This window comes from Rathayibacter sp. Leaf299 (assembly GCF_001423055.1).
Lineage (GTDB): Bacteria > Actinomycetota > Actinomycetes > Actinomycetales > Microbacteriaceae > Rathayibacter > Rathayibacter caricis.
Map to the genome: position 1 here is coordinate 1,308,295 of NZ_LMNT01000001.1, position 19,754 is coordinate 1,328,048.

Sequence of the window (19,754 nt, forward strand, 5' to 3'; positions counted from 1 at the left end):
CCGTGACCGACATCGACTGGGAGGCGCTGCGCGCCGCCGCCAACGACGCCATGCGCCGCGCCTACGCCCCCTATTCGCAGTTCCCGGTGGGAGCGGCCGCGCTCGTGGACGACGGCCGCGTCATCGCGGGCTGCAACGTCGAGAACGCCTCCTACGGCATCGGGCTCTGCGCCGAGTGCGCGCTCGTCTCCTCCCTCCACATGACCGGTGGGGGCAAGCTCGTCGCCTTCACCTGCGTGGACGGCAACGGGGCGACCCTGATGCCCTGCGGACGCTGCCGTCAGCTCCTCTTCGAGCACTCGGCCGACGGGATGGTCCTCGATACCGTCTCGGGGCTGCGCACGATCGACGAGGTCATCCCCGACGCGTTCGGCCCCCGCACCCTCCAGGCGTACGCGGGGGAGTAGCGGCCCGCCGCCTCCCCGCCCGCTCCGCACACGATCCGAGGACAGCAATGACCGGCTCCACTCCCGTCGAGGCCTTCGACGCCGTCGACATCATCCGCACCAAGCGCGACAGGGGCACCCTGTCGACCGCGCAGATCGACTGGCTGATCGACGCGTACACCCGCGGCTACGTCGCCGACGAGCAGATGGCGGCGTTCGCCATGGCCGTGCTCCTGAACGGCATGGAGCGCGACGAGATCCGCGATCTGACGCTGGCCATGATCGCGAGCGGCGAGCGGATGAGCTTCGACGGGCTCGGCAAGCGGACCGTCGACAAGCACTCGACGGGAGGCGTGGGCGACAAGATCACGCTGCCGCTGATGCCGCTCGTGGCCTCGTTCGGCGTCGCCGTGCCCCAGCTCTCGGGGCGGGGCCTCGGCCACACCGGCGGCACGCTCGACAAGCTCGAGGCGATCCCCGGTTGGCGCGCCGAGCTCGGCAACGACGAGATGTTCGAGCAGCTGCGCACGGTCGGCGGAGTGATCTGCGCGGCCGGCTCCGGCCTCGCCCCCGCCGACAAGAAGCTCTACGCCCTGCGCGACATCACCGGCACCGTCGAGGCGATCCCGCTGATCGCGTCCTCGATCATGTCGAAGAAGATCGCGGAGGGGACCGACGCGCTGGTCCTGGACGTCAAGTTCGGCTCGGGCGCCTTCATGGTCGACATCGAGCGCTCGCGCGAGCTGGCCCGCGCGATGGTCGACCTCGGCAACGACGCGGGCGTCCGCACGACGGCGCTGCTCACGAACATGAACGTCCCGCTCGGTCTCGCCATCGGCAACGCCAACGAGGTGCGGGAGTCGGTCGAGGTCCTCGCCGGCGGCGGTCCGGCCGACGTGCGCGAGCTGACCCTCGCGCTCGCCCGCGAGATGCTCGACCTGGCGGGCCTGCCCGACGCCGATGTCGAGGGGGCGCTGGACGGAGGAGCGGCCATGGACACGTGGAACGCGGTGATCCGGGCACAGGGCGGCGACCCGACCGCGGCGCTGCCCGTCGCCCGCGAGACGCACGTGGTCCGCGCCGACCGCGACGGGGTCCTCGTCGAGCAGCGCGCCCTGCCGTTCGGGATCGCCGCCTGGCGTCTCGGAGCGGGGCGGGCGCGGCAGCAGGACGCCGTGCAGCACGCGGCGGGCATCGACCTGCACGCGAAGCCGGGCGACCGCGTCCGCGCGGGCGAGCCCCTCTTCACCCTCTCGGCCGACGAGCCGGCCCGTTTCGAGCGCGCGCTCGCGGCGCTCGAGGGCGCCTACCGCCTCGGCGACGCGGGCGAGGCCGTCCTCGACGGCGGGCCGCTCGTGGCCGAGCGCATCGCCTGAGCGGAGCGTCGCGTCCGCTCGTCAGAGGCGACCGACGGCGTCGAGGACGAGGTCCCAGAAGCGATCGGAGTCGATCCCGGTCGCGACGCTCGTCCGGCAGTCGGCGGGCGCCGCCGAGCGCAGATCCGCGACCGTCATCCCCACGGTGTGCTCGCCCCGCAGCTCGACCGTGAGCGGAGCCCGCCGCACCTCGAGGATCGACGCATCGATGACGTGCGCCACGGCGACCGCATCGTGCACCGGGGGAGCATCGAAGCCCTGCGCGTCCCGGTAGCTCTCGGCGAAGAAGTCGAGGAGTCCGACGCAGAAGCGGCCGACATCGGAGTCGAGGGCGCGGAACCGCGCGACGACCTCCTCGGTCGCGAGCGCGCGGTGCGTGACGTCGAGACCGACCATCGTCACCTCCCACCCCGCGCCGACGACGATGTGGGCCGCCTCGGGGTCGGCGAGGATGTTGAACTCCGCGGTCGCCGTCCAGTTGCCGCCCTGCACGCCGCCGCCCATCAGGACCACCTCGCGCACGCGCTCCGCGAGGCGCGGTTCGCGGCGCACCGCCATCGCGATGTTCGTCAGCGGACCGGTCGGCACGAGGGTGATCGAGCCCGCGGGGGAGCCCATGACCTCCTCGATGATCAGATCGACCGCGTGGCGCGGATCCAGCGCCGGGCGGTCCTCAGGGAGGGACGGCCCGTCCATCCCGCTCTCGCCGTGGATGCTCGGCGCGGGCTCCGTCTCGCGGACGAGCGGCCGGTGCATCCCCGCCGCGATCGGTACTCCGACGAGACCGGCGACGGCGGCCACCGCGCGGGCGTTCCCGGTCACCTTCTCCAGTGACTGGTTGCCCGCGACGGTCGTGATCGCGACCAGCTCGATCGCAGGGCTGCCGTGCGCCAGGAGGATCGCGAGGGCGTCGTCGTGGCCGGGGTCGCAGTCCAGGATGATCCGTCGTCCGCTCATCCCCGCACCCTACGCCGCTCCTCCACAGGCGCATGCCGCGCCCGTTCCCGGAGGCGGCGGACCGGTCCCGTCACCGCGTCGGCCCCCGGCAGTAGGGTGGTCCGCGAACCGTCGCCCGACCCCGAGGAGCACCGTGACCGACACCACCGACGAGTACCTCCTCCCGGGTGAGGGGATCCTCATCGACGACCTGCCGAAGGTCTCGCTGCACGACCACCTCGACGGGGGTCTGCGTCCCGCGACGATCCTCGAGCTCGCGGCCGAGGCCGGAGTCCCGGTGCCGGCGGACGAGCCCGAGGCACTGGGCCGCTGGTTCCGCACGACCGCCGACTCCGGCTCGCTGGACGACTACCTGGCCACCTTCGAGACGACCGTGGCCGTCATGCAGACCGCCCCCCAGCTCGAGCGGGTGGCGCGCGAGTTCGTCCTCGACCTCGCCGCCGACGGAGTGGTGCACGGCGAGGTGCGCTGGGCGCCCGAGCAGCACCTGCGCTTCGGCCTCTCGCTCGACGCCGCGGTCGAGGCCGTGCAGGAGGGGCTCCAGCAGGGGGTCCAGGAGGCGGCCGCGCACGGCTCCCGCCTGAGCGTCGGGCAGCTGATCACCGCGATGCGGCACACCGACCGCTCCCTCGAGATCGCCGAGCTCGCCCTGCGCCACCGCGAGCGCGGAGCGATCGGGTTCGACATCGCCGGCGCCGAAGCGGGCTTCCCCGCCTCGCTGCACCGCCCCGCGTTCGAGCTCCTCGCTGCGGCGCACTTCCCGGCCACGGTCCACGCCGGCGAGGCCGACGGTCTCGACAGCATCCGCTCCGCCCTCCTCGACGGTCGCGCGCTGCGGTTGGGGCACGGAGTGCGGCTCGCCGAGGACATCGCGATCGAGCGCCAGGACGACGACGCCAGCTACGTCACGCTCGGCGAGCTGGCCGAGTGGGTGAAGGACAGGCGCATCGCCCTCGAGCTCAGCCCCTCCTCGAACCTGCAGACGGGCGCGATCGCCGCCTGGGGCACCGAGCTCCTCGACCACCCCTTCGACCTGCTGTACCAGCTCGGCTTCGGGGTCACGGTCAACACCGACAACCGCCTGATGAGCGGTACGACCCTCAGCCGCGAGCTCGCGCTGCTCTCGGACGCCTTCGGGTACGACCTCGACGACTTCGAGGCGTTCCAGATCACCGCCGCGGAGGCCAGCTTCCTCCCGCTCGACGAGCGCCGGGAGCTCGTCGAGACGATCAGCGCCGGCTTCGAAGCGGCCTGACCGTGCCGCTCGACGCCCTCGGCGACGCCGCGATCGCGCTCCGCCACCCCGCCGCGAACTGGCGGGAGGCCGTCCTCGAGGCCGGCCGCGCCCTCGAGCGCAGCGGAGCGGTCGACCCGGCCTACTCGCGCCGCATGGTCGAGCAGATCGATGTGCTCGGCCCCTACATCGTCATCGCACCGGGGCTCGCCCTGGCGCACGCCCGCCCGGGCAACGACGTCCACAGCGACGGCCTGTCCGTCGTCACGCTCGCCGAGCCCGTCGCCTTCGGACACGGCACCAACGATCCGGTCTCGGTCGTCATCGGCATCGCCGCCACGCAGGCGCACGGCCACGTCGGCTTCGTCGCCGGTCTCGCCGACGTCCTCAGCCGCCCCGACGCGATCGGTGCCCTCGCCGCAGCGCGGACGGTCGGCGGCGTCAACGCCGTCCTCACGGACGCCACCCCGCACCACGGAAGAAGCTCATGAAGATCGTCACCCTCTGCGGCGCCGGAATCGGCACCTCCGCCATCCTCAAGCTCGGCGCCGAGCGCGCGCTCGAGGCCCTCGACCTCGAGGCCGAGGTCGTCGCCTCCGACATCGCCTCGGTCGACGCCCTCGCCGCCGACGCGCAGGTCATCCTCACCTCCGGCGAACTCGTCGACCGGATCGGCCGGACCTTCGCCGAGGTCGTCATCATCGACAACTACCTCGACCAGGCCGAGATCACGGCGAAGATCGAGCGCGCGCTGGGTTGATCCGCTGTGCCGATTCCTGAGCCGCCCCCTGTGCGGCTCAGCGCAGTCGGGCTGTGCCGATTTCTGAGCCGCCCCTAGTGCGGCTCAGCGCAGTCGGCTCTCGGAGATGGTGCGTCCCGTGGAGCGGGTGGCGTCGCGCTGTCCTGAATCGCTGGCACGCGATTCCGGATCGCGCGCTCCCTGCGGGGCGGCGATCCGGAGATCGTGACCAGGGTCGATCGTCTGCGACCGGCGGTCGCCGCTTTCGAGGTGTCGCGGGAGAGCCGGGACGGGTGCCGCGAGATGCCGCCTCGCGATGGGACGCATCCGGGGAGGGTGCGCGAGTGGCGTCTCGCGGGCGGGGGTCAGCGGAGGAGGGACTCGGCGCCGGTGCGGAGGGCGGAGAGGCGGGCGGAGACGGTGGAGCGGCGGGACGAGGGGTCGGCGTCCGAGGACCAGGCGTCGAGGTAGAGCTTGACCTTGGGCTCGGTGCCGCTGGGGCGCACGATCAGGCGCCCTCCGTCGAGGGTGAAACGCAGTGCATCCGTCGGCGGCACATCGCCCTCGACCTCGAGCAGGTCCTCGACCCGCTGCACCGGCAGTCCACCGATCGACGTCGGAGGGGCGCTGCGCACCGCCGCCATGATCCTGCCGATCTCGGACAGATCGGTCACCCGGAGCGAGATCTGCTCGGAGCCGAAGAGGCCGAAGCGGTCGGCGAAGGCGTCGAGCTGGTCGGCGATGGTCCTGCCCTCCGACGCCAGAGCGCTCGCCAGGTCGAGGAACGCCAGAGCCGCCGAGATCCCGTCCTTGTCGCGCACCGTCCGGGGATTCACGAGATAGCCGAGCGCCTCCTCGTACCCGAAGACGAGATCGGGCACCCGCGAGATCCACTTGAAGCCCGTGAGCGTCTCGACGAACGTCAGCCCGTAGTCGGCTGCGACCGCTCCGAGCGCGGGGGAGGAGACGATCGAGCACGCGAGCGCTCCGCCCACGCGTCCTTCGGCGCGAGCGCGCTCCGCGGCGCGCCAGCCGAGCAGCGCACCGACCTCGTTGCCGGTGAGTCGGCGGAAGCCGTCCGCGGTGCTGTCGTCCGGGATCGCCGCGGCGAACCGGTCGGCGTCGGGGTCGTTGGCCACGATCAGGTCGGCACGACCCGTCCGGGCGGTCGCGAAGGCGAGGTCCAGCGCGCCCTCCTCCTCCGGATTGGGGAACGCGACCGTGGGGAACGCGGGATCCGGGTCGATCTGCTCGACCACGACGAGCGGCTCGTCGAAGTCGGCGGCCGAGAGCACGCGGTGCGCGGTCTCCCAGCCCACCCCGTGCATCGCCGTGTAGACGACGCGCAGCGGAGCGGTCTGCCGGCCGACCGCGCCCGTCGCGTCGATGTAGGCGGTCACCACCGATTCGTCCGCCGTGCGGTACTCCCCGCGCGGGAGCTCGGTGACCCGACGCGTCCGCGCGACGTCGAGGATCCGCTCGGCGATCCGGGCGTCGGCCGGAGGGACGATCTGCGAGCCCTGGTCGTCGCCGCCGAGGTACACCTTGTAGCCGTTGTCCTGCGGCGGATTGTGGCTCGCCGTCACCATGACGCCCGCATCGGCGGCGAGATGGCGCACCGCGAAGGCCAGCACCGGAGTGGGGAGCAGGCGCGGCAGCAGCACGGCGTCGACGCCCGCGCCGGCCATGAGCGCGGCGGAGTCCTCGGCGAAGATGCGCGAGTTCTTCCGGCCGTCGTAGCCGATGACGACGACGGGGCGCTCGATCCCCTGCGAGAGGAGGTGCTCGGCGAGGCCGACGGCGGCCTGCGAGACCAGCACGCGGTTCATCCGGTTCGACCCCGCGGCGATCGCCCCGCGCAGCCCCGCGGTGCCGAACGCGAGCCGGGAGCCGAAGCGGTCCTCGAGCTCGGCGCTCGCGTCGGCGTCGCCCGCCTCGTCGGCGACGAGCAGCCGCATGAGCTCCTCGCGCGTCTCGGGATCGGGGTCCTGCGCCAGCCAGTCCTCGGCGAGGGCGCGGATCCCCGCGGTCACAGGGTCCCCGTGATGCCGGCCAGGAGGCGGGCGAGGTCGTCCTCGGCGTTCCGGCCGGCCTCCAGCACCTCCTCGTGGCTGAGGGCCGTCTTCTGGATCCCGGCGGCCAGGTTCGTGATCAGCGACATGCCGAGCACCTCCATGCCGGCCTCGCGCGCGGCGATCGCCTCGAGCGCCGTCGACATGCCGACGATGTGCCCGCCGATGATGCGGGCCATCTGCACCTCGGCCGGGGTCTCGTAGTGCGGACCGCGGAACTGGACGTACACGCCCTCGTCGAGCTCGGCGCGGGTCTCGCGGGCGAGCGCGCGCAGACGCGAGGAGTAGAGATCGGTGAGGTCGACGAACGTCGCTCCCTCGAGCGGCGAGTCGGCGGTGAGGTTGATGTGATCGCTGATCAGCACGGGCGTGCCGGGCGTCCAGTGCTCCTTGATGCCTCCGGCGCCGTTCGTGAGGATCATCACGGTCGCGCCCGTGGCGGCGGCGGTCCGCACGCTGTGCGCGACGCGGCGCACGCCGTAGCCCTCGTAGTAGTGGGTCCGCGCCCCGATGATCAGTGCCCGCTTCCCGGTCGACAGCAGGACCGAGCGGAGGGTGCCGCCGTGGCCGTGCACGGCCGGTCGCGAGAAGCCGACGATGCGGGTCGCGTCGACCGTCGCGGTCGTCTCGCCGATCAGGTCGGCGGCCTTGCCCCACCCGCTGCCGAGCGTGAGGGCGATGTCGTGTCTCTCGACGCCCGTCTCCTCGGCGATCTGAGCGGCGGCCTCACGGGCGATCGCGAAGGGATCGGCGTCGGCGGGATCGAGCGGATTCGGGGTCTGGTCGGCCATTCCCCCACCCTATCCACGGCTCACGGGGAGCAGCGGGCGCGCAGCGGCGCGGCAGGGCGCCGCACCGATTGGGCGAACTCCCAGAGACGGAGGACAATGGGAGTCATGGCTTACGAGTTCGAGCGCACGCAGAGGATCGCCGTACTCGGAGGGGGACCCGGCGGCTACGAAGCCGCCATCGCCGGTGCGCAGCTGGGCGCCGAGGTCACGCTCGTCGAGCGGGTCGGAGTGGGCGGCTCGGCGGTCATCACCGATGTCGTGCCGTCGAAGTCGCTGATCGCGACCGCGGAGGCGACCAATGCGATCGGGGAGGCCGCCGATCTCGGCGTCCAGTTCTTCACCCGCTCCGAGCAGACGAACAAGCCGGTCCGGCCCGAGGTGGCCGTCAACCTGGCCACCGTCAACAAGCGCCTGCTCGGTCTCGCGCGTCAGCAGTCCGAGGACATGCGCGCGAACCTCGTGCACCACGGCGTCCGCATCGTCTCGGGCGACGGTCGCCTCGACGGGTCGAACGCGCTGATCGTCTCGACCGCTCCCGGCGAGGAGGGCATGGACTTCGACCGCATCGAGGCCGACACCATCGTCGTCTCGGTCGGAGCGAGCCCGCGCGTGCTCCCGTCCGCCGCTCCCGACGGCGAGCGGATCATGAGCTGGACCCAGCTCTACAACCTCAAGACCGTGCCCGAGCACCTCATCGTGGTCGGCTCCGGCGTCACCGGCGCCGAGTTCGCCTCCGCCTACCGGGCGCTGGGTGCGAAGGTGACGCTCATCTCCTCCCGCGACCAGGTCCTGCCCGGCGAGGACGCCGACGCCGCTGCCGTGATCGAGAACGTCTTCAAGCGCAACGGCATGACCGTCCTCTCGAAGTCCCGCGCCGATCGCGTCGAGCGGACAGAGAAGGGCGTCCGCGCCGTCCTGTCCGACGGGCGCGTCGTCGAGGGCTCGCACTGCCTGATGGCCGTCGGCTCCGTGCCGAACACGGCGGGCATCGGCCTCGAGGAGGCGGGCGTGCAGCTGACGGAGTCGGGCCACATCCGGGTGAACCGCGTCGCGCGCACCAGCGTCCCGTCCATCTACGCCGCCGGAGACTGCACGACGTTCCTCCCGCTCGCCTCCGTGGCCGCGATGCAGGGCCGCACCGGAGTGTTCCACGCCATGGGCGACGCCGTGAACCCCACCGAGGTGCGCAACGTCGCGGCGAACATCTTCACCCAGCCCGAGATCGCGACCGTCGGCTGGAGCCAGCGCGAGATCGAGGAGGGAATCGCCCAGGGGGAGATCTACAAGCTGCCCCTCGCCGCCAACCCGCGCGCGAAGATGATGGGCATCCGCGACGGCTTCGTGAAGCTCTTCGCCCGCACCGGCTCCGGCACCGTCATCGGCGGAGTCATCGTCGCCCCGAAGGCCAGCGAGCTGATCTTCCCCCTCGCTCTCGCCGTGGAGCACCGCTTGACCGTCGATCAGGTCGCCCGGGCCTTCACCGTCTACCCGAGCCTCACCGGCTCGATCTCGGACGCGGCGCGTGCCATGCACATCGTGAGCTAGCGCGCCGTTGCCCTCTTCTGAGCCGCCCCCTGTGCGGCTCAGCGCGGTCGGCTGCGCAGGGGCAGCGTTCTGCAGAGCGGGTCGCGTCGCGCTGCTTCGAATCGCTGACACGCGATTCTCACTCGCGCGCTCGTGCGGGGTCGGCGATCCGGCGGCGCACTTCTGCTGATCCCGGAACGAAGGTCGCGAGCGCGGATCGCGGCGTTCGGCATTTCGATGAGTCAGGCCCGCTGTGCAGAACGACAGCCAGGAGTGGGGCTCAAATGCCATCGTGGCCGACGGGTACTCTCGGCTGAGGTTCTGCACGGGATGGACTCGACGGTCGACGAGCAGCACTTCCCGGGTGGTGCGGAGCAGCGCACAGTCGGGCGCCGCCCCAGGCTCTCACCCGGGGCTGACGCCACCGCTTTCGGCGGGAGAGCGCTCGCCCCCCCCCCCGCCGTTGCTGATCGAGTAGCCCGTGGAGCGGGCGTATCGAGATCCACCGACGACGGACGCGCGGGAGCGACCCGCGCAGCGGACGCGCGTCAGACGATCTGCAGGAGCACGTGGCCCGCGGAGACCGTGGTGCCGGCTTCGGCGGACAGGCCGGTGACGACGCCGTCCTTGTGGGCGGTGAGCGGCTGCTCCATCTTCATGGCCTCCAGGACCACGACGAGGTCGCCCGTCACGACCGAGTCGCCCTCGGCGACCGCGACCTTGACGATGGTCGCCTGCATCGGGGAGGTGACGGAGTCGCCGGTGACGGTGCTGACCGAGCCCGACCCGCGGCGCTTGGGCACCGACGCCGAGGCGGCCCGCGAGGGTCCGGAGCGCGCGAACTCGCCGGGGAGCGTCACCTCGACGCGGCGGCCGTCGACCTCGACGACCACGTTCTGGCGGGCAGCGGGTTCGGGGATCGCGCCCGGCTCCCCGCTCCACGCCTCGATCGTGTTGTCGAACTCCGTCTCGATCCAGCGCGTGTAGATCGTGAAGGGCGCATCGCCCTCGGGGGCGAAGGCGGGATCGCGCACGATCGCGCGGTGGAAGGGGAGGACGGTCGGCAGGCCGGTCACCTCGAACTCCTCCAGGGCGCGGCGCGATCGCTCGAGCGCTTCGGCGCGGGTGCTGCCGGTGACGACGAGCTTCGCGAGCAGGGAGTCGAAGGACCCCGAGATCACGTCGCCCGCGACCACGCCGGAATCGACGCGGACGCCGGGTCCACCCGGCGCCTTGAACACGTGGACGGGTCCCGGAGCCGGCAGGAAGCCGCGTCCGGCGTCCTCGCCGTTGATGCGGAACTCGAACGAGTGACCGCGCGGGGTGGGGTCGTCGTAGTCGAGCACACCGCCCTCGGCGAGGCGGAACTGCTCGCGCACGAGGTCGATGCCGGTGATCTCCTCCGAGACGGGGTGCTCGACCTGCAGTCGCGTGTTCACCTCGAGGAACGAGACGGTCCCGTCCTTGCCGACGAGGAACTCGCACGTTCCGGCGCCCAGGTAGCCGACCTCGCGGAGGATCGCCTTCGACGCCCGGTAGAGCTCGGCGTTCTGCTCGTCGGTGAGGAACGGCGCGGGCGCCTCCTCGACCAGCTTCTGGTGCCGTCGCTGCAGCGAGCAGTCGCGGGTCGAGACGACGACGACGTTGCCGTGGGCGTCGGCGAGGCACTGGGTCTCGACGTGGCGCGGCTGGTCGAGGTACTTCTCGACGAAGCACTCGCCGCGCCCGAAGGCGGCGACCGCCTCGCGGGTGGCGGAGGCGAACATCTCCTCGACCTCGTCGCGCTCGCGGGCGACCTTGAGGCCGCGACCGCCGCCTCCGAACGCCGCCTTGATGGCGACGGGCAGGCCGTGCTGGTCGACGAACTCGAGCACCTCGGCGGCGCCCGAGACGGGGTTCAGGGTGCCGGGGGCCAGCGGCGCCCCGACCTTCTCGGCCACGTGGCGGGCCGACACCTTGTCGCCGAGGCGCTCGATGGCGTCGGGGCTCGGGCCGATCCAGATCAAGCCGGCGTCGATGACCGCACGGGCGAAGTCGGCGTTCTCGGCGAGGAAGCCGTAGCCGGGGTGCACGGCGTCGGCGCCCGAGCGGCGGGCGACCGAGAGGAGCTTCTCGATGACGAGGTAGGTCTCGGCGCTGGTGGTGCCGCCGAGCGCGTAGGCCTCGTCGGCGAGGCGGCTGTGCAGGGCGTCGCGGTCCTGGTCGGCGTAGACGGCGACGGAGGCGATTCCGCTGTCGCGGGCGGCTCGGACGACTCGGACGGCGATCTCGCCTCGGTTGGCGATGAGCACCTTCGTAATACGCGACATGGTTCCCCACCCTAGGGGGCCCTCAGAGGATGCCCGTGGCGGCTCACCACAAAGAAGCGCGGGGGCTTCGTCGGTTCCGCACAACCCGGTGCGGAGTCAGCGGTTCCAGAGCGAGGTCCACGGCACGCCGAGCTCGCGGACCAGCGAGCGCAGAGCGGGCACCGACATCCCGATCACCGTGGAGGGGTCCCCCTCGATCCGCGTGATGAAGCCGGCGGCGAGGCCGTCGATGGTGAACGCTCCGGCCACCTCGAGGGGCTCGCCCGTCGCGACGTAGGCGTCGATCTCGTCGTCCTCGATGTCGGAGGCGAAGTGCACGGCCGCGGAGGTGACCGTGCCGACCTCCGCGCGCACCTCCCCGCCCCGGTGGTCGATCAGCCAGTGCCCGGAGTGGAGGCGGCCCTCCCGGCCGCGCTGCGCCCGCCAGCGCTCGCGAGCCCGCTCGGGCTCGTGCGGCTTGCCGTGGACCACGCCGTCGAGCACGAACGCGGAGTCGCCGCCGAGGACGAGGCCGTCGATGCCGGGTCCCAGGACCGCGCGCGCCTTCGCGCGGGCGAGCAGCGCCACCACGGCGTCGGCGTCGAGCGGAGCGCCCGACTCCTGCTCGGCCAGGGCGACCGCCGCCGGCTCGTCGACCTGCGAGGGCACGACGACGGGCTCGATGCCCGAGGACCGCAGCAGCGCCAGGCGCGCGGGGGAGGTGGAGGCGAGGTAGAGGCGCATGCGTGCTCCCTGCGGCCGGGCCCCCGCTGTGGGATGCTCGATGGATGTCGAAGTCCGCGCCCCGCACACCCTCCCGTCCCTCCGAGGACGACGGCGTGCTCGGGACGCAGGTCGAGCTCGAGATTAGCAACGTGGCCCACGGAGGCGTGTTCGTCGCCCGCCACGAGGGCCGCGTGGTCTTCGTTCCCGACGTGCTCCCGGGCGAGCGGGTCCGGGCCCGCATCAGCGAGGTCCGCCACGACAGCTTCTGGAGGGCCGACGCCCTCGAGGTCCTCGAGTCGTCTCCCCACCGCGTCGCGCACGTCTGGGCCGAGGCATCGATCGACCGCCGCCCGGAGGACCGTGTCGGCGGTGCCGAGTTCGGCCACGCCGCGCTCGCGCACCAGCGCGAGCTCAAGCGCACGGTCCTCGAGGACGCGTTCGCCCGCTTCGCGCGGCAGGAGGTCAGCGTCGAGGTGTCGCCCATCGAGGGCGACGACGAGACCCGCGGCCTCGGCTGGCGCACGCGCAACCGCCTGCACGTGGACGACGACGGCCGCGTCGGTCCGTACGCGTCGCGGAGCCATCACGTCGTCACCGTCGACACGCTCCCGCTCGCGACCGCCGCCAGCGCCGCCGCGGCCCCGCTCGACGGTCGGCTCGCTCCCGGCTCGGTGGTCGACCTGGTCGATGCGGCCGGATCCGAGGGCGCCGCGGTCCTCGTGCACGACCCGTCCGACAAGAAGGCCCGACGCGACCGCACCGTCGTGACCGAGTTCGTCGCCGACCGGACCTTCCGCGTCGACCGCTCCGGCTTCTGGCAGGTGCACCGCGGAGCCGCAGCCACCCTCTTCGACGCCGTGCAGACGGCCGTCGACCCCGAGCGGAGCGACCCCCGCGCGGCCAACCACGACCTCTACGGCGGAGTCGGCCTGCTCGCGGCGGCGCTCGCCGACCGTCTCGGAGCCGGCCTCCGCGTGACCAGCGTCGAGAGCGACGCCCGCGCCACCGAGCACGCGCTGGAGAACCTGTCGGACCAGGTCGGCGCCCGCGCGGTGACCGCCCGGGTCGACCGCTACCTCCGGGACGCCCTCGCCCAGGCCGACGCGCGCGAGCGCGAGCGCTGGCGCTCGGCGACGGTCGTGCTGGACCCGCCCCGCTCGGGTGCGGGCCGCGCGGTCACCGACGCCCTCGTCGAGCTCGCTCCCGCTCAGCTCGTCTACGTGGCCTGCGATCCGGTCGCCCTCGCGCGCGACGTGGGAGCTCTGGCGGCCGGCGGCTACGAGCTCGAGCGCCTCGACGGCTTCGACCTCTTCCCGAACACCTCGCACGTCGAGGCCGTCGCGCGGCTGGTGCGCCGCTCCGCCTGAGCCCGGCGTCGCTACGATGGCCCCGACGGACCCGAGGGAGTGGACCTGTGAACGCTGAGCCTGTCGGGGAGCCGCGCGTGCGGGTCGCCATCGTCGACGACCACGAGTCGGTGCGCCTGGGCGTCGCCGCAGCGATCGAGAACGCCGGGATGCACGTGGTCGCCGCCGCCGAGACCGTGCGTGTCCTCGAGCAGGTCCTCGACGGATCCGAGATCGAGGTCCTGGTGCTGGATCTCTCCCTGAACGACGGCTCGAGCATCACCGCGAATGTGAAGTGGGGCCAGGTCCGCGGATCCGCGGTCCTGGTGCACAGCATCGCCGACCGCGTGGTGGCCGTGCGGGAGGCCCTGGCGGCCGGCGCGGCCGGGGTGATCCCGAAGTCGTCGCCGATGTCCACCGTGATCGCGGCCATCCGCACCGTCGCCCGCGGCGAAGTGCTGAACAACCTCGAGTGGGCGTCGGCGATCGACGCGGACGACGACTTCGCGCGAGCGGTCCTCGGCCGTCGCGAGCGCGACGTGCTGCACCTCTACGCCTCCGGTCTCCCGTTGAAGCTCGTCGCCGACCGGCTGCAGATCTCGGTGTCGACGGCGAAGGAGTACCTCGACCGGATCCGCGACAAGTACGTCGAGATCGGCCGCCCCGCGCCGACGAAGGTCGACTTGCTCCGCCGCGCCGTGGAGGACGGGATCCTGCCCGGCATCGATCCGGACGACGGCGATGCCGGTCGCTGACGCTCCGCCGACGGGTGCGCCGGCGAACCGGCTGCGGATCGACCGGATCGTCACCACGGTCCTCTCGCTCTTCGGCTTCGGCTTCGCCCTGCAGACGGTCCCGCCGATCCTCGACCAGCTGCGGTTCCTCCAGCCGGCGGTGGCCTGGCCGGTGCTGGCCCTGGTCTTCGGCGCGCTGGCCGCGGCCGTCGGCACCGCGGTCGTCCACCGCGGCACGCGCATCACCGGTGTCCTCGTGGCGGGCGCCCTCCTCCTCGCGCTGCTGACGTGGCCGCTGAGCGTCGTCCCGGGCGAGGTCCTGCCCGCGATGCCCTACGTCTTCTACCTGCTGACGCTGGGCACGGCCTTCTGCACCCTCGTCGCTCCGCTGCGGGTGGCGGTCGTCTACGCCGTCGTCACCCCGGTGCTCTTCTGCGTGCTGCGGGTGCTGCCGTCGGGCGGAGCCGTCGAGCCGACCCGAGCGGTGCTGGACGCCTTCTACGTGGGCATCGTCGGTTTCGTCATGCTCGTGCTGATCTCGGTGCTCCGGCAGTCGGCCGAGGAGGTCGACCGCGCCCAGACCACGGCGATGGAGCAGTACGAGGCGGCCATGCGCCAGCACGCGGGGGAGGTCGAGCGGATCGAGGTCGACGCCCTCGTGCACGACAACGTGCTCGCGACGCTCCTCGCGGCCGCCACAGCGGAGTCGCCCTCCCAGCGCGCGCTCGCGTCGTCCATGGCCCGCCGGACGCTCGCCGTGCTGCTGCCCGAGAAGGAGTCGGACGTCGCGGAGGGGGCTGTGCCGCTCGAGGTCGTCGAGCGGCAGCTCGCGCACGCCGCGTCGACCTTCGCCGCCGAACTCGACATGGGGACCACTCCGGCGGCCGATCCCCGGACGGCGTCCGTTCCGCGCATCGTGGCGGAGGCGGTCCTCGGAGCCGTCTGGCAGGCGCTGTCGAACAGCGTCCAGCACGCGGGACCCGGCGATCAGGTGCGCCGCACCGTGCGAGGGCTGCTCGACGTGGACTCCGTCGAGGTGGTGGTCGAGGACGACGGGCGCGGCTTCCGCGTCGCCGAGGTGCCGCGCGAGCGACTGGGCATCCGGCTCTCGATCCTCGAGCGGGTGCACAACGTGAGCGGAGACGCGCGGGTGGAGTCCCGCCCCGGGGAGGGCACCCGCGTCGTGATCGGCTGGAGTGCCCGGACAGCCGCCGCGCGGTCGGGGACCGGCTCGTGATCGCGTATCCGCGCCCGCTGCTCTACGCGCTCGGCGCGGGCTTCTCGCTGTACCACGTGGTCCTCGCCTTCTTCTCGTACCGCAACTCCTCGCCCAGCACCTTCGATCTGCTCGCGGTCGCCCTGTACGTGGCGGCGACGGTGGTGGCGCTCTGGCCGTCCGCCACGACGCGCCTGTCGACTCCCGTGGCCGCGTCGATGACGGTGGTGGCCGTCGCCCTGCCCCTCCTCGTGGCACCGGCGCTGGATCCCGCGGCGCCGAACGGCTACTCGACCTGGTACATCGCCGCCGTGGGCACCCTGATGACCATCGTGTGCTCCCGCAGCCGTCCGGTGTTCGCCTGGACCGGCATGCTCGTCCTCATCGTGCACACGATGATCTGGGCGGGACCGCTCTCGCTCTTCACGCTCGGCGTCATCGGCAACCTGGCCTGGGTCGGCTCAGCGCAGGCGCTCATCATCGAGCTCGGGCGAGCAGGATCCGAGGCGCGGGTGCTCGAGGCGGCGGAGCGCGCCGCGACGTCGTGGCGGGCGGCGGAGGAGGCGCACCTGACGGAGCGCGAGATCCGCCTCGAGCAGACCCGCGCGATCGCCTCCGACATGCTCCGTCGCATCGCGAGCGAGCCGGGGCTGAGCGACGAGGAGCGCCTCGAGTGCCGCCTCCTCGAGGCCTCGGTGCGCGACGAGATCCGCGGGCGACGGCTTCTCGACGACGACGTCAGGCGGCTCGTCCTCGACGCCCGAAGGCGAGGAGTGACCGTGTCGGTCCTCGACGACGGCGGGCTCGATCACTCGTCCGAACGGGAGAGCAGGCGCGTGCTGCACGAACTCGCCCAGGCGCTCGCGGGGATTCGCCACGGAGTCGACCGCATCGTCGTCCGGACGGCGTCGGCTGACTCGCCCTCCGCCGTGACGATCGTCGGGCTGCGGACGGCCGGCGACGGCAGCGCGGTCGCGCTCGGCTCCGACGACTCGGCCGACGAGGTCGACGCCTGGGTCGAGATCCGCCGCGACGACCAGCGGGTCTGACCGGGGCGACGGCGGCCATGCCTCCGCGGAGGAGTTCCTCGCGTTCAGGAGCCCGCTCTGCGGAGTCGAGGAGCACCCATCGGACGAGTTGCGCGCATCGCAGAAGGACAGCGGGTCGAACGAGTACAGCGGGTCGAACGAACACAGCGGGTTAAAAGAGTGCGGCGGGCTGTCCGCTCCTCCGAAGAGGGGGCCCAGCCCGCCGTCAAACCCCGAGTGAGGGTAACAACCCGAATATTACCCTCACTCGCCCCCAAAACACCCGCCTCATTACCCTGGTCGGCGAGTGATTGGCGATGCCCCCTCCGAGGAGTGAACACCTAACACGGATAATCATGCTCAGATCGGAAGGGGCCTGATAGTCGTCACTTTAGGGGACTAATCGGGGTACAAAATTCATCTTCTCCGCCGCTGCGGGCCCCTGGAGCGCAGAGGGCCGTCAGCCGGCGAAGGAGCGCCACGCGCCCGGTGCCGCGTGCAGGGGCGCCCGGACGGCGTGGGAGCGGTCGTTCCACCCGCTCATCAGCTCCTGCGACTCCTCGACCTCGTCCGCGCCCTGAGTCGCGAGAGCGGTGACGACGGCGGTCACCGCGGCGATCTGCCGGGCGTCGAGCCCGGGGGTCGAGATGACGACGGAGGGGGCGGAGTCCTGTTCGCTCATCCCGCGACGGTACCGCATGCTCTGCGGCGGCGTTCGGCGCGAGGTGATTATGCTGACGCCGGACGCCGCCGGAGCGACGACCGACCGTCGTCGAACCAGGAGCACCTCCCGATGCCGTCGTGGATCCCCCCGCACGCCGTGTCCGCCGTCCGCGGTCTGCTCGCCGGCGCCCGTCGGTCGCCGGCCGCGGTCGGGCTGGTGCTCCTCGTGATCGGCGCGAGCGCCGCTGCGGGCACCCTCGCGGGGCCCGCTTCAGCCACGACAGCCGCGTGGTGGGCCGCCGGATCCGGCTCCCTGCTGGGTGGCCGCCCGTGGACCGCGGTCACCGCGCTCGTGATCGCCGCCGATCCTCTGCAGCTCGTGCTCGAAGCGGTGCTCGCCCTGCTGCTCCTGGTGATCGCCGAGCGCCGCCTCGGGTCGTGGCGGACGGTGCTCGCCTTCGTGATCACGGGAACGACCGGGATCGTCCTCGGCGTGCTCCTCCAGGTCGTCGGCGCGGCCGCGGGGGAGTGGTGGGCGAGCGACACGATCGGCGACACCGCGTTCGATCCGCTGACCGGAGCGGTGGGCGCGCTGCTCACGTCCACCGCGTTCATGGGCGCTCTGTGGCGTCGACGCCTGCGCGTCACCGTGTTCGCCCTCGTGCTCATGTTCGTGCTCTACGCCGGCGATCCCGCCGACGTCCACCGCCTCCTCGCCGGAGTCGCGGGACTGGGCCTCGGTGCCGTCCTCGCGGGCCCGGTCGCCGGCGTCCGCCCGCACCGGCCCGCACCCAGCTCTCACCGCGAGTCGCGCGGCCTGCTCGCAGCCGTCGTGGCCGTCACCGCCCTCGGCCCGCTCGTCGCCGTCCTGTCCGACTCGGGCTACGGCCCCTTCTCGTTCCTCGGTCGACTCCTGCAGAGCGCGTTCACCGGTACGGGCGATCTCGAGGATCCCTGCGCGCGGCTGACCCGCCACTGCACCCACCACGTGCAGTTGAGCCTCGTGCAGCCGGGAGCCATCCTGCTGACGTTCGTGCCCCTGATTCTGCTCCTGGTCGCCGCGCGGGGTCTGCGGTCCGGCCGGCGTCTCGGACTCGTCCTCGCCGTCGGCGTCAACGGGGCGATCGTCGTCCTCGACGTGCTGTCGCTCCAGCACGCGGCGCGGCATCCGGAGTTCGAGCACCACGCCGAGTACCTGCTCTGGGTCGCGACGACGGTCCTCGTCCCCCTGGCCGTCGTCGCGCTCCTGCTCGCCGGACGCCGGCACTTCCGCGTACTCGCGCCGCGTGCCGCGGCCCGCCGCTGGCGGCGCGCGATCGGTGCCGCCTTCGTGGCCGGTCTGGGCGGCTACCTGGCCGTCGCCTTCGCGGCGCGGACGAGCTTCGAGCCCGCCGTCGACGGGGGAGGTCTCCTCGTCGGAGGACTCCTGCGGTTCGTGCCCGTCGGCTTCCTCGGGGGCGCCGGTCGGCTCCCGATGCCGGGCGATCCTCTCGCCCGGGTCGTGTCCGACTGGGTGGGGCCGGCGTTCTGGCTGCTCGTGGTGATCGCCGTGGTGGCCCTGTTGCGCGCCACCGACGCGCAACGGTCCCGAGGCGACGGAGCGGTGTACCGCGGGATCCTCGCGCGCCACGGCGCCGGGAGTCTCGGCCACCAGGGCACCTGGCAGGGGAACGACCACTGGATCGCTCCGGACGGCGAGGGCGGAGTGGCCTACCGGGTCGTCGGGGGGATCGCGATCGCGCTCTCGGATCCGGCGTGCGCCCTTGAGCGTCGCGACGAGGTCGTCGCGGGCTTCCTCCGGCACTGCGACGAGCGCGGCTGGTCGCCCGTGTTCTACAGCGTCCACGACGAGCTCCTGCCCGTGTTCGACCGCCTCGGCTGGTCACGGGTCTCGGTCGGCGAGGAGACGGTCGTCGACCTCGCAGGGTTCGAGCTGACCGGCAAGCAGTGGCAGAAGGTGCGCTACCCGCTGAACCGGGGGCTGAAGCTCGGCATCGAGGCGGTGTGGACCACCTGGCCGGAGCTGTCGCTCGCGACCTCGAACAGCATCGTCGACCTCTCGGAGCGCTGGGTCGCCGAGAAGGCCCTCCCCGAGATGGGCTTCACCCTGGGCGGTCTCGACGAGGCCCGCGACCCGGAGGTGTCCCTCCTGCTGGCCGTGGGACCGGACGGCGTGCTGCAGGGCGTGACCAGCTGGCTGCCGGTGCGCCGCGACGGCCTGATCGTGGGATGGACGCTCGACTTCATGCGCCGCTCCGACGACGCCATGCCCGGGATCATGGAGTTCCTGATCGCCTCCGCGGCCCTGCGCGCGAAGGAGGACGGTGCCGAGTACGTCTCGCTGTCGGGTGCTCCGCTCGCCACCGCGCCCGTCGCCGAGGGGGAGGCGCCGCCCGAGCCGACCGTGCTCTCGCGCCTGCTCGACTTCCTCGCGCGGACGCTCGAGCCCGCCTACGGATTCATGTCGCTCTTCCGGTTCAAGGCGAAGTTCCATCCGCGCTACGAGGGGCTCTGGCTGGCCTACCCCGACGCGATGCGGCTGCCGCAGATCGGCACGGCGCTGGCGCGCGCCTACCTCCCGGACCTCTCGGCCCGCGACGCACTGGCGTTCGCCCGGACGCTGGGCGCGCGGCCCGAGGAGCACGAGACGCCCGTCCGCAACGCCGGCTGAGTC

Annotated in this window: 17 protein-coding genes; 11 read left to right on the forward strand and 6 right to left on the reverse strand. The window is 72.6% G+C overall.

Going from position 1 to position 19,754, the window contains the following annotated elements:
- The first annotated feature begins 2 nt into the window (after positions 1-2).
- Both ASF48_RS06265 and ASF48_RS06270 read left to right on the forward strand, forming a co-directional pair.
- On the forward strand, positions 3-407 hold the full coding sequence (locus ASF48_RS06265; protein WP_055788031.1) for a cytidine deaminase: 405 nt from the start codon (positions 3-5) through the stop codon (positions 405-407).
- A 47-nt stretch (positions 408-454) separates the two neighbouring features.
- Complete coding sequence (locus tag ASF48_RS06270) at positions 455-1,762, forward strand: thymidine phosphorylase (protein ID WP_055788034.1); 1,308 nt, start codon at positions 455-457, stop codon at positions 1,760-1,762.
- A 21-nt stretch (positions 1,763-1,783) separates the two neighbouring features.
- Here ASF48_RS06270 and uriH read toward each other — a convergent pair whose 3' ends face one another.
- Entirely contained in the window at positions 1,784-2,719 is a 936-nt protein-coding gene (uriH, locus tag ASF48_RS06275; RefSeq protein WP_055788037.1) for a uridine-preferring nucleoside hydrolase UriH, read from the reverse strand.
- Between the two features lie 133 nt (positions 2,720-2,852).
- Between uriH and ASF48_RS06280 the strand changes: the two genes are divergently transcribed.
- Genes ASF48_RS06280 through ASF48_RS06290 form a run of 3 tightly spaced genes read left to right on the forward strand, consistent with a single transcriptional unit; the run spans position 2,853 to position 4,713 of the window.
- Positions 2,853-3,974, forward strand: coding sequence for an adenosine deaminase (locus ASF48_RS06280; protein ID WP_055788039.1), 1,122 nt, complete (start codon positions 2,853-2,855; stop codon positions 3,972-3,974).
- 2 nt (positions 3,975-3,976) lie between these two features.
- Positions 3,977-4,444 carry a PTS sugar transporter subunit IIA gene (locus tag ASF48_RS06285; RefSeq protein WP_055788042.1) on the forward strand — a complete coding sequence of 156 codons (468 nt, stop codon included), beginning with the start codon at positions 3,977-3,979 and terminating at the stop codon, positions 4,442-4,444.
- Positions 4,441-4,713, forward strand: coding sequence for a PTS sugar transporter subunit IIB (locus ASF48_RS06290; protein WP_055788046.1), 273 nt, complete (start codon positions 4,441-4,443; stop codon positions 4,711-4,713). The genes ASF48_RS06285 and ASF48_RS06290 overlap by 4 nt, the downstream gene beginning before the upstream one ends.
- A 344-nt stretch (positions 4,714-5,057) precedes the next feature.
- Here ASF48_RS06290 and ASF48_RS06295 read toward each other — a convergent pair whose 3' ends face one another.
- Both ASF48_RS06295 and ASF48_RS06300 read right to left on the reverse strand, forming a co-directional pair.
- Positions 5,058-6,725, reverse strand: a complete 1,668-nt coding sequence (locus ASF48_RS06295; protein ID WP_055788050.1) for a phospho-sugar mutase — start codon at positions 6,723-6,725, stop codon at positions 5,058-5,060.
- Positions 6,722-7,555: a purine-nucleoside phosphorylase gene (locus ASF48_RS06300; protein WP_055788051.1), complete on the reverse strand. Its 834-nt coding sequence runs from the start codon at positions 7,553-7,555 to the stop codon at positions 6,722-6,724. The genes ASF48_RS06295 and ASF48_RS06300 overlap by 4 nt, the downstream gene beginning before the upstream one ends.
- 105 nt (positions 7,556-7,660) lie before the next feature.
- On the opposite strand from ASF48_RS06300, the gene ASF48_RS06305 reads away from it, so the two are divergent.
- Positions 7,661-9,100, forward strand: a complete 1,440-nt coding sequence (locus ASF48_RS06305; RefSeq protein ID WP_055788056.1) for an NAD(P)H-quinone dehydrogenase — start codon at positions 7,661-7,663, stop codon at positions 9,098-9,100.
- A gap of 527 nt (positions 9,101-9,627) precedes the next feature.
- Here ASF48_RS06305 and ASF48_RS06310 read toward each other — a convergent pair.
- Together ASF48_RS06310 and ASF48_RS06315 are read right to left on the reverse strand one after the other, a co-directional pair.
- Positions 9,628-11,388, reverse strand: coding sequence for an acetyl/propionyl/methylcrotonyl-CoA carboxylase subunit alpha (locus ASF48_RS06310; RefSeq protein WP_055788060.1), 1,761 nt, complete (start codon positions 11,386-11,388; stop codon positions 9,628-9,630).
- A 96-nt stretch (positions 11,389-11,484) separates the two neighbouring features.
- Positions 11,485-12,111, reverse strand: coding sequence for a Maf family protein (locus ASF48_RS06315; RefSeq protein ID WP_055788064.1), 627 nt, complete (start codon positions 12,109-12,111; stop codon positions 11,485-11,487).
- 44 nt (positions 12,112-12,155) lie between these two features.
- On the opposite strand from ASF48_RS06315, the gene ASF48_RS06320 reads away from it, so the two are divergent.
- From ASF48_RS06320 to ASF48_RS06335, 4 genes are read left to right on the forward strand one after another with little or no spacing between them, the layout of a single operon-like run.
- Positions 12,156-13,460 (forward strand): class I SAM-dependent RNA methyltransferase, encoded by a 1,305-nt coding sequence (locus ASF48_RS06320; protein WP_157603069.1) that lies wholly within the window; start codon positions 12,156-12,158, stop codon positions 13,458-13,460.
- Between the two features lie 47 nt (positions 13,461-13,507).
- The gene (locus ASF48_RS06325) at positions 13,508-14,194 is read left to right on the forward strand and encodes a response regulator transcription factor (RefSeq protein WP_055788068.1); all 687 of its coding nucleotides are present in this window, start codon (positions 13,508-13,510) and stop codon (positions 14,192-14,194) included.
- Entirely contained in the window at positions 14,181-15,410 is a 1,230-nt protein-coding gene (locus ASF48_RS06330; protein ID WP_055788071.1) for an ATP-binding protein, read from the forward strand. The genes ASF48_RS06325 and ASF48_RS06330 overlap by 14 nt, the downstream gene beginning before the upstream one ends.
- Positions 15,407-16,438, forward strand: a complete 1,032-nt coding sequence (locus ASF48_RS06335) for a hypothetical protein (protein ID WP_055788074.1) — start codon at positions 15,407-15,409, stop codon at positions 16,436-16,438. Before ASF48_RS06330 ends, ASF48_RS06335 begins: the two co-directional genes overlap by 4 nt.
- Positions 16,439-16,877: 439 nt before the next feature.
- On the opposite strand, the gene ASF48_RS06340 is transcribed toward ASF48_RS06335, so the two are convergent.
- A complete protein-coding gene (locus ASF48_RS06340) occupies positions 16,878-17,099 on the reverse strand; it encodes an acyl-CoA carboxylase subunit epsilon (protein ID WP_055788077.1) in 222 nt (73 codons plus the stop codon).
- Positions 17,100-17,210: 111 nt separating this feature from the next.
- On the opposite strand from ASF48_RS06340, the gene ASF48_RS06345 reads away from it, so the two are divergent.
- Positions 17,211-19,751 carry a bifunctional lysylphosphatidylglycerol flippase/synthetase MprF gene (locus ASF48_RS06345; RefSeq protein WP_055788080.1) on the forward strand — a complete coding sequence of 847 codons (2,541 nt, stop codon included), beginning with the start codon at positions 17,211-17,213 and terminating at the stop codon, positions 19,749-19,751.
- Positions 19,752-19,754: the final 3 nt, after the last annotated feature.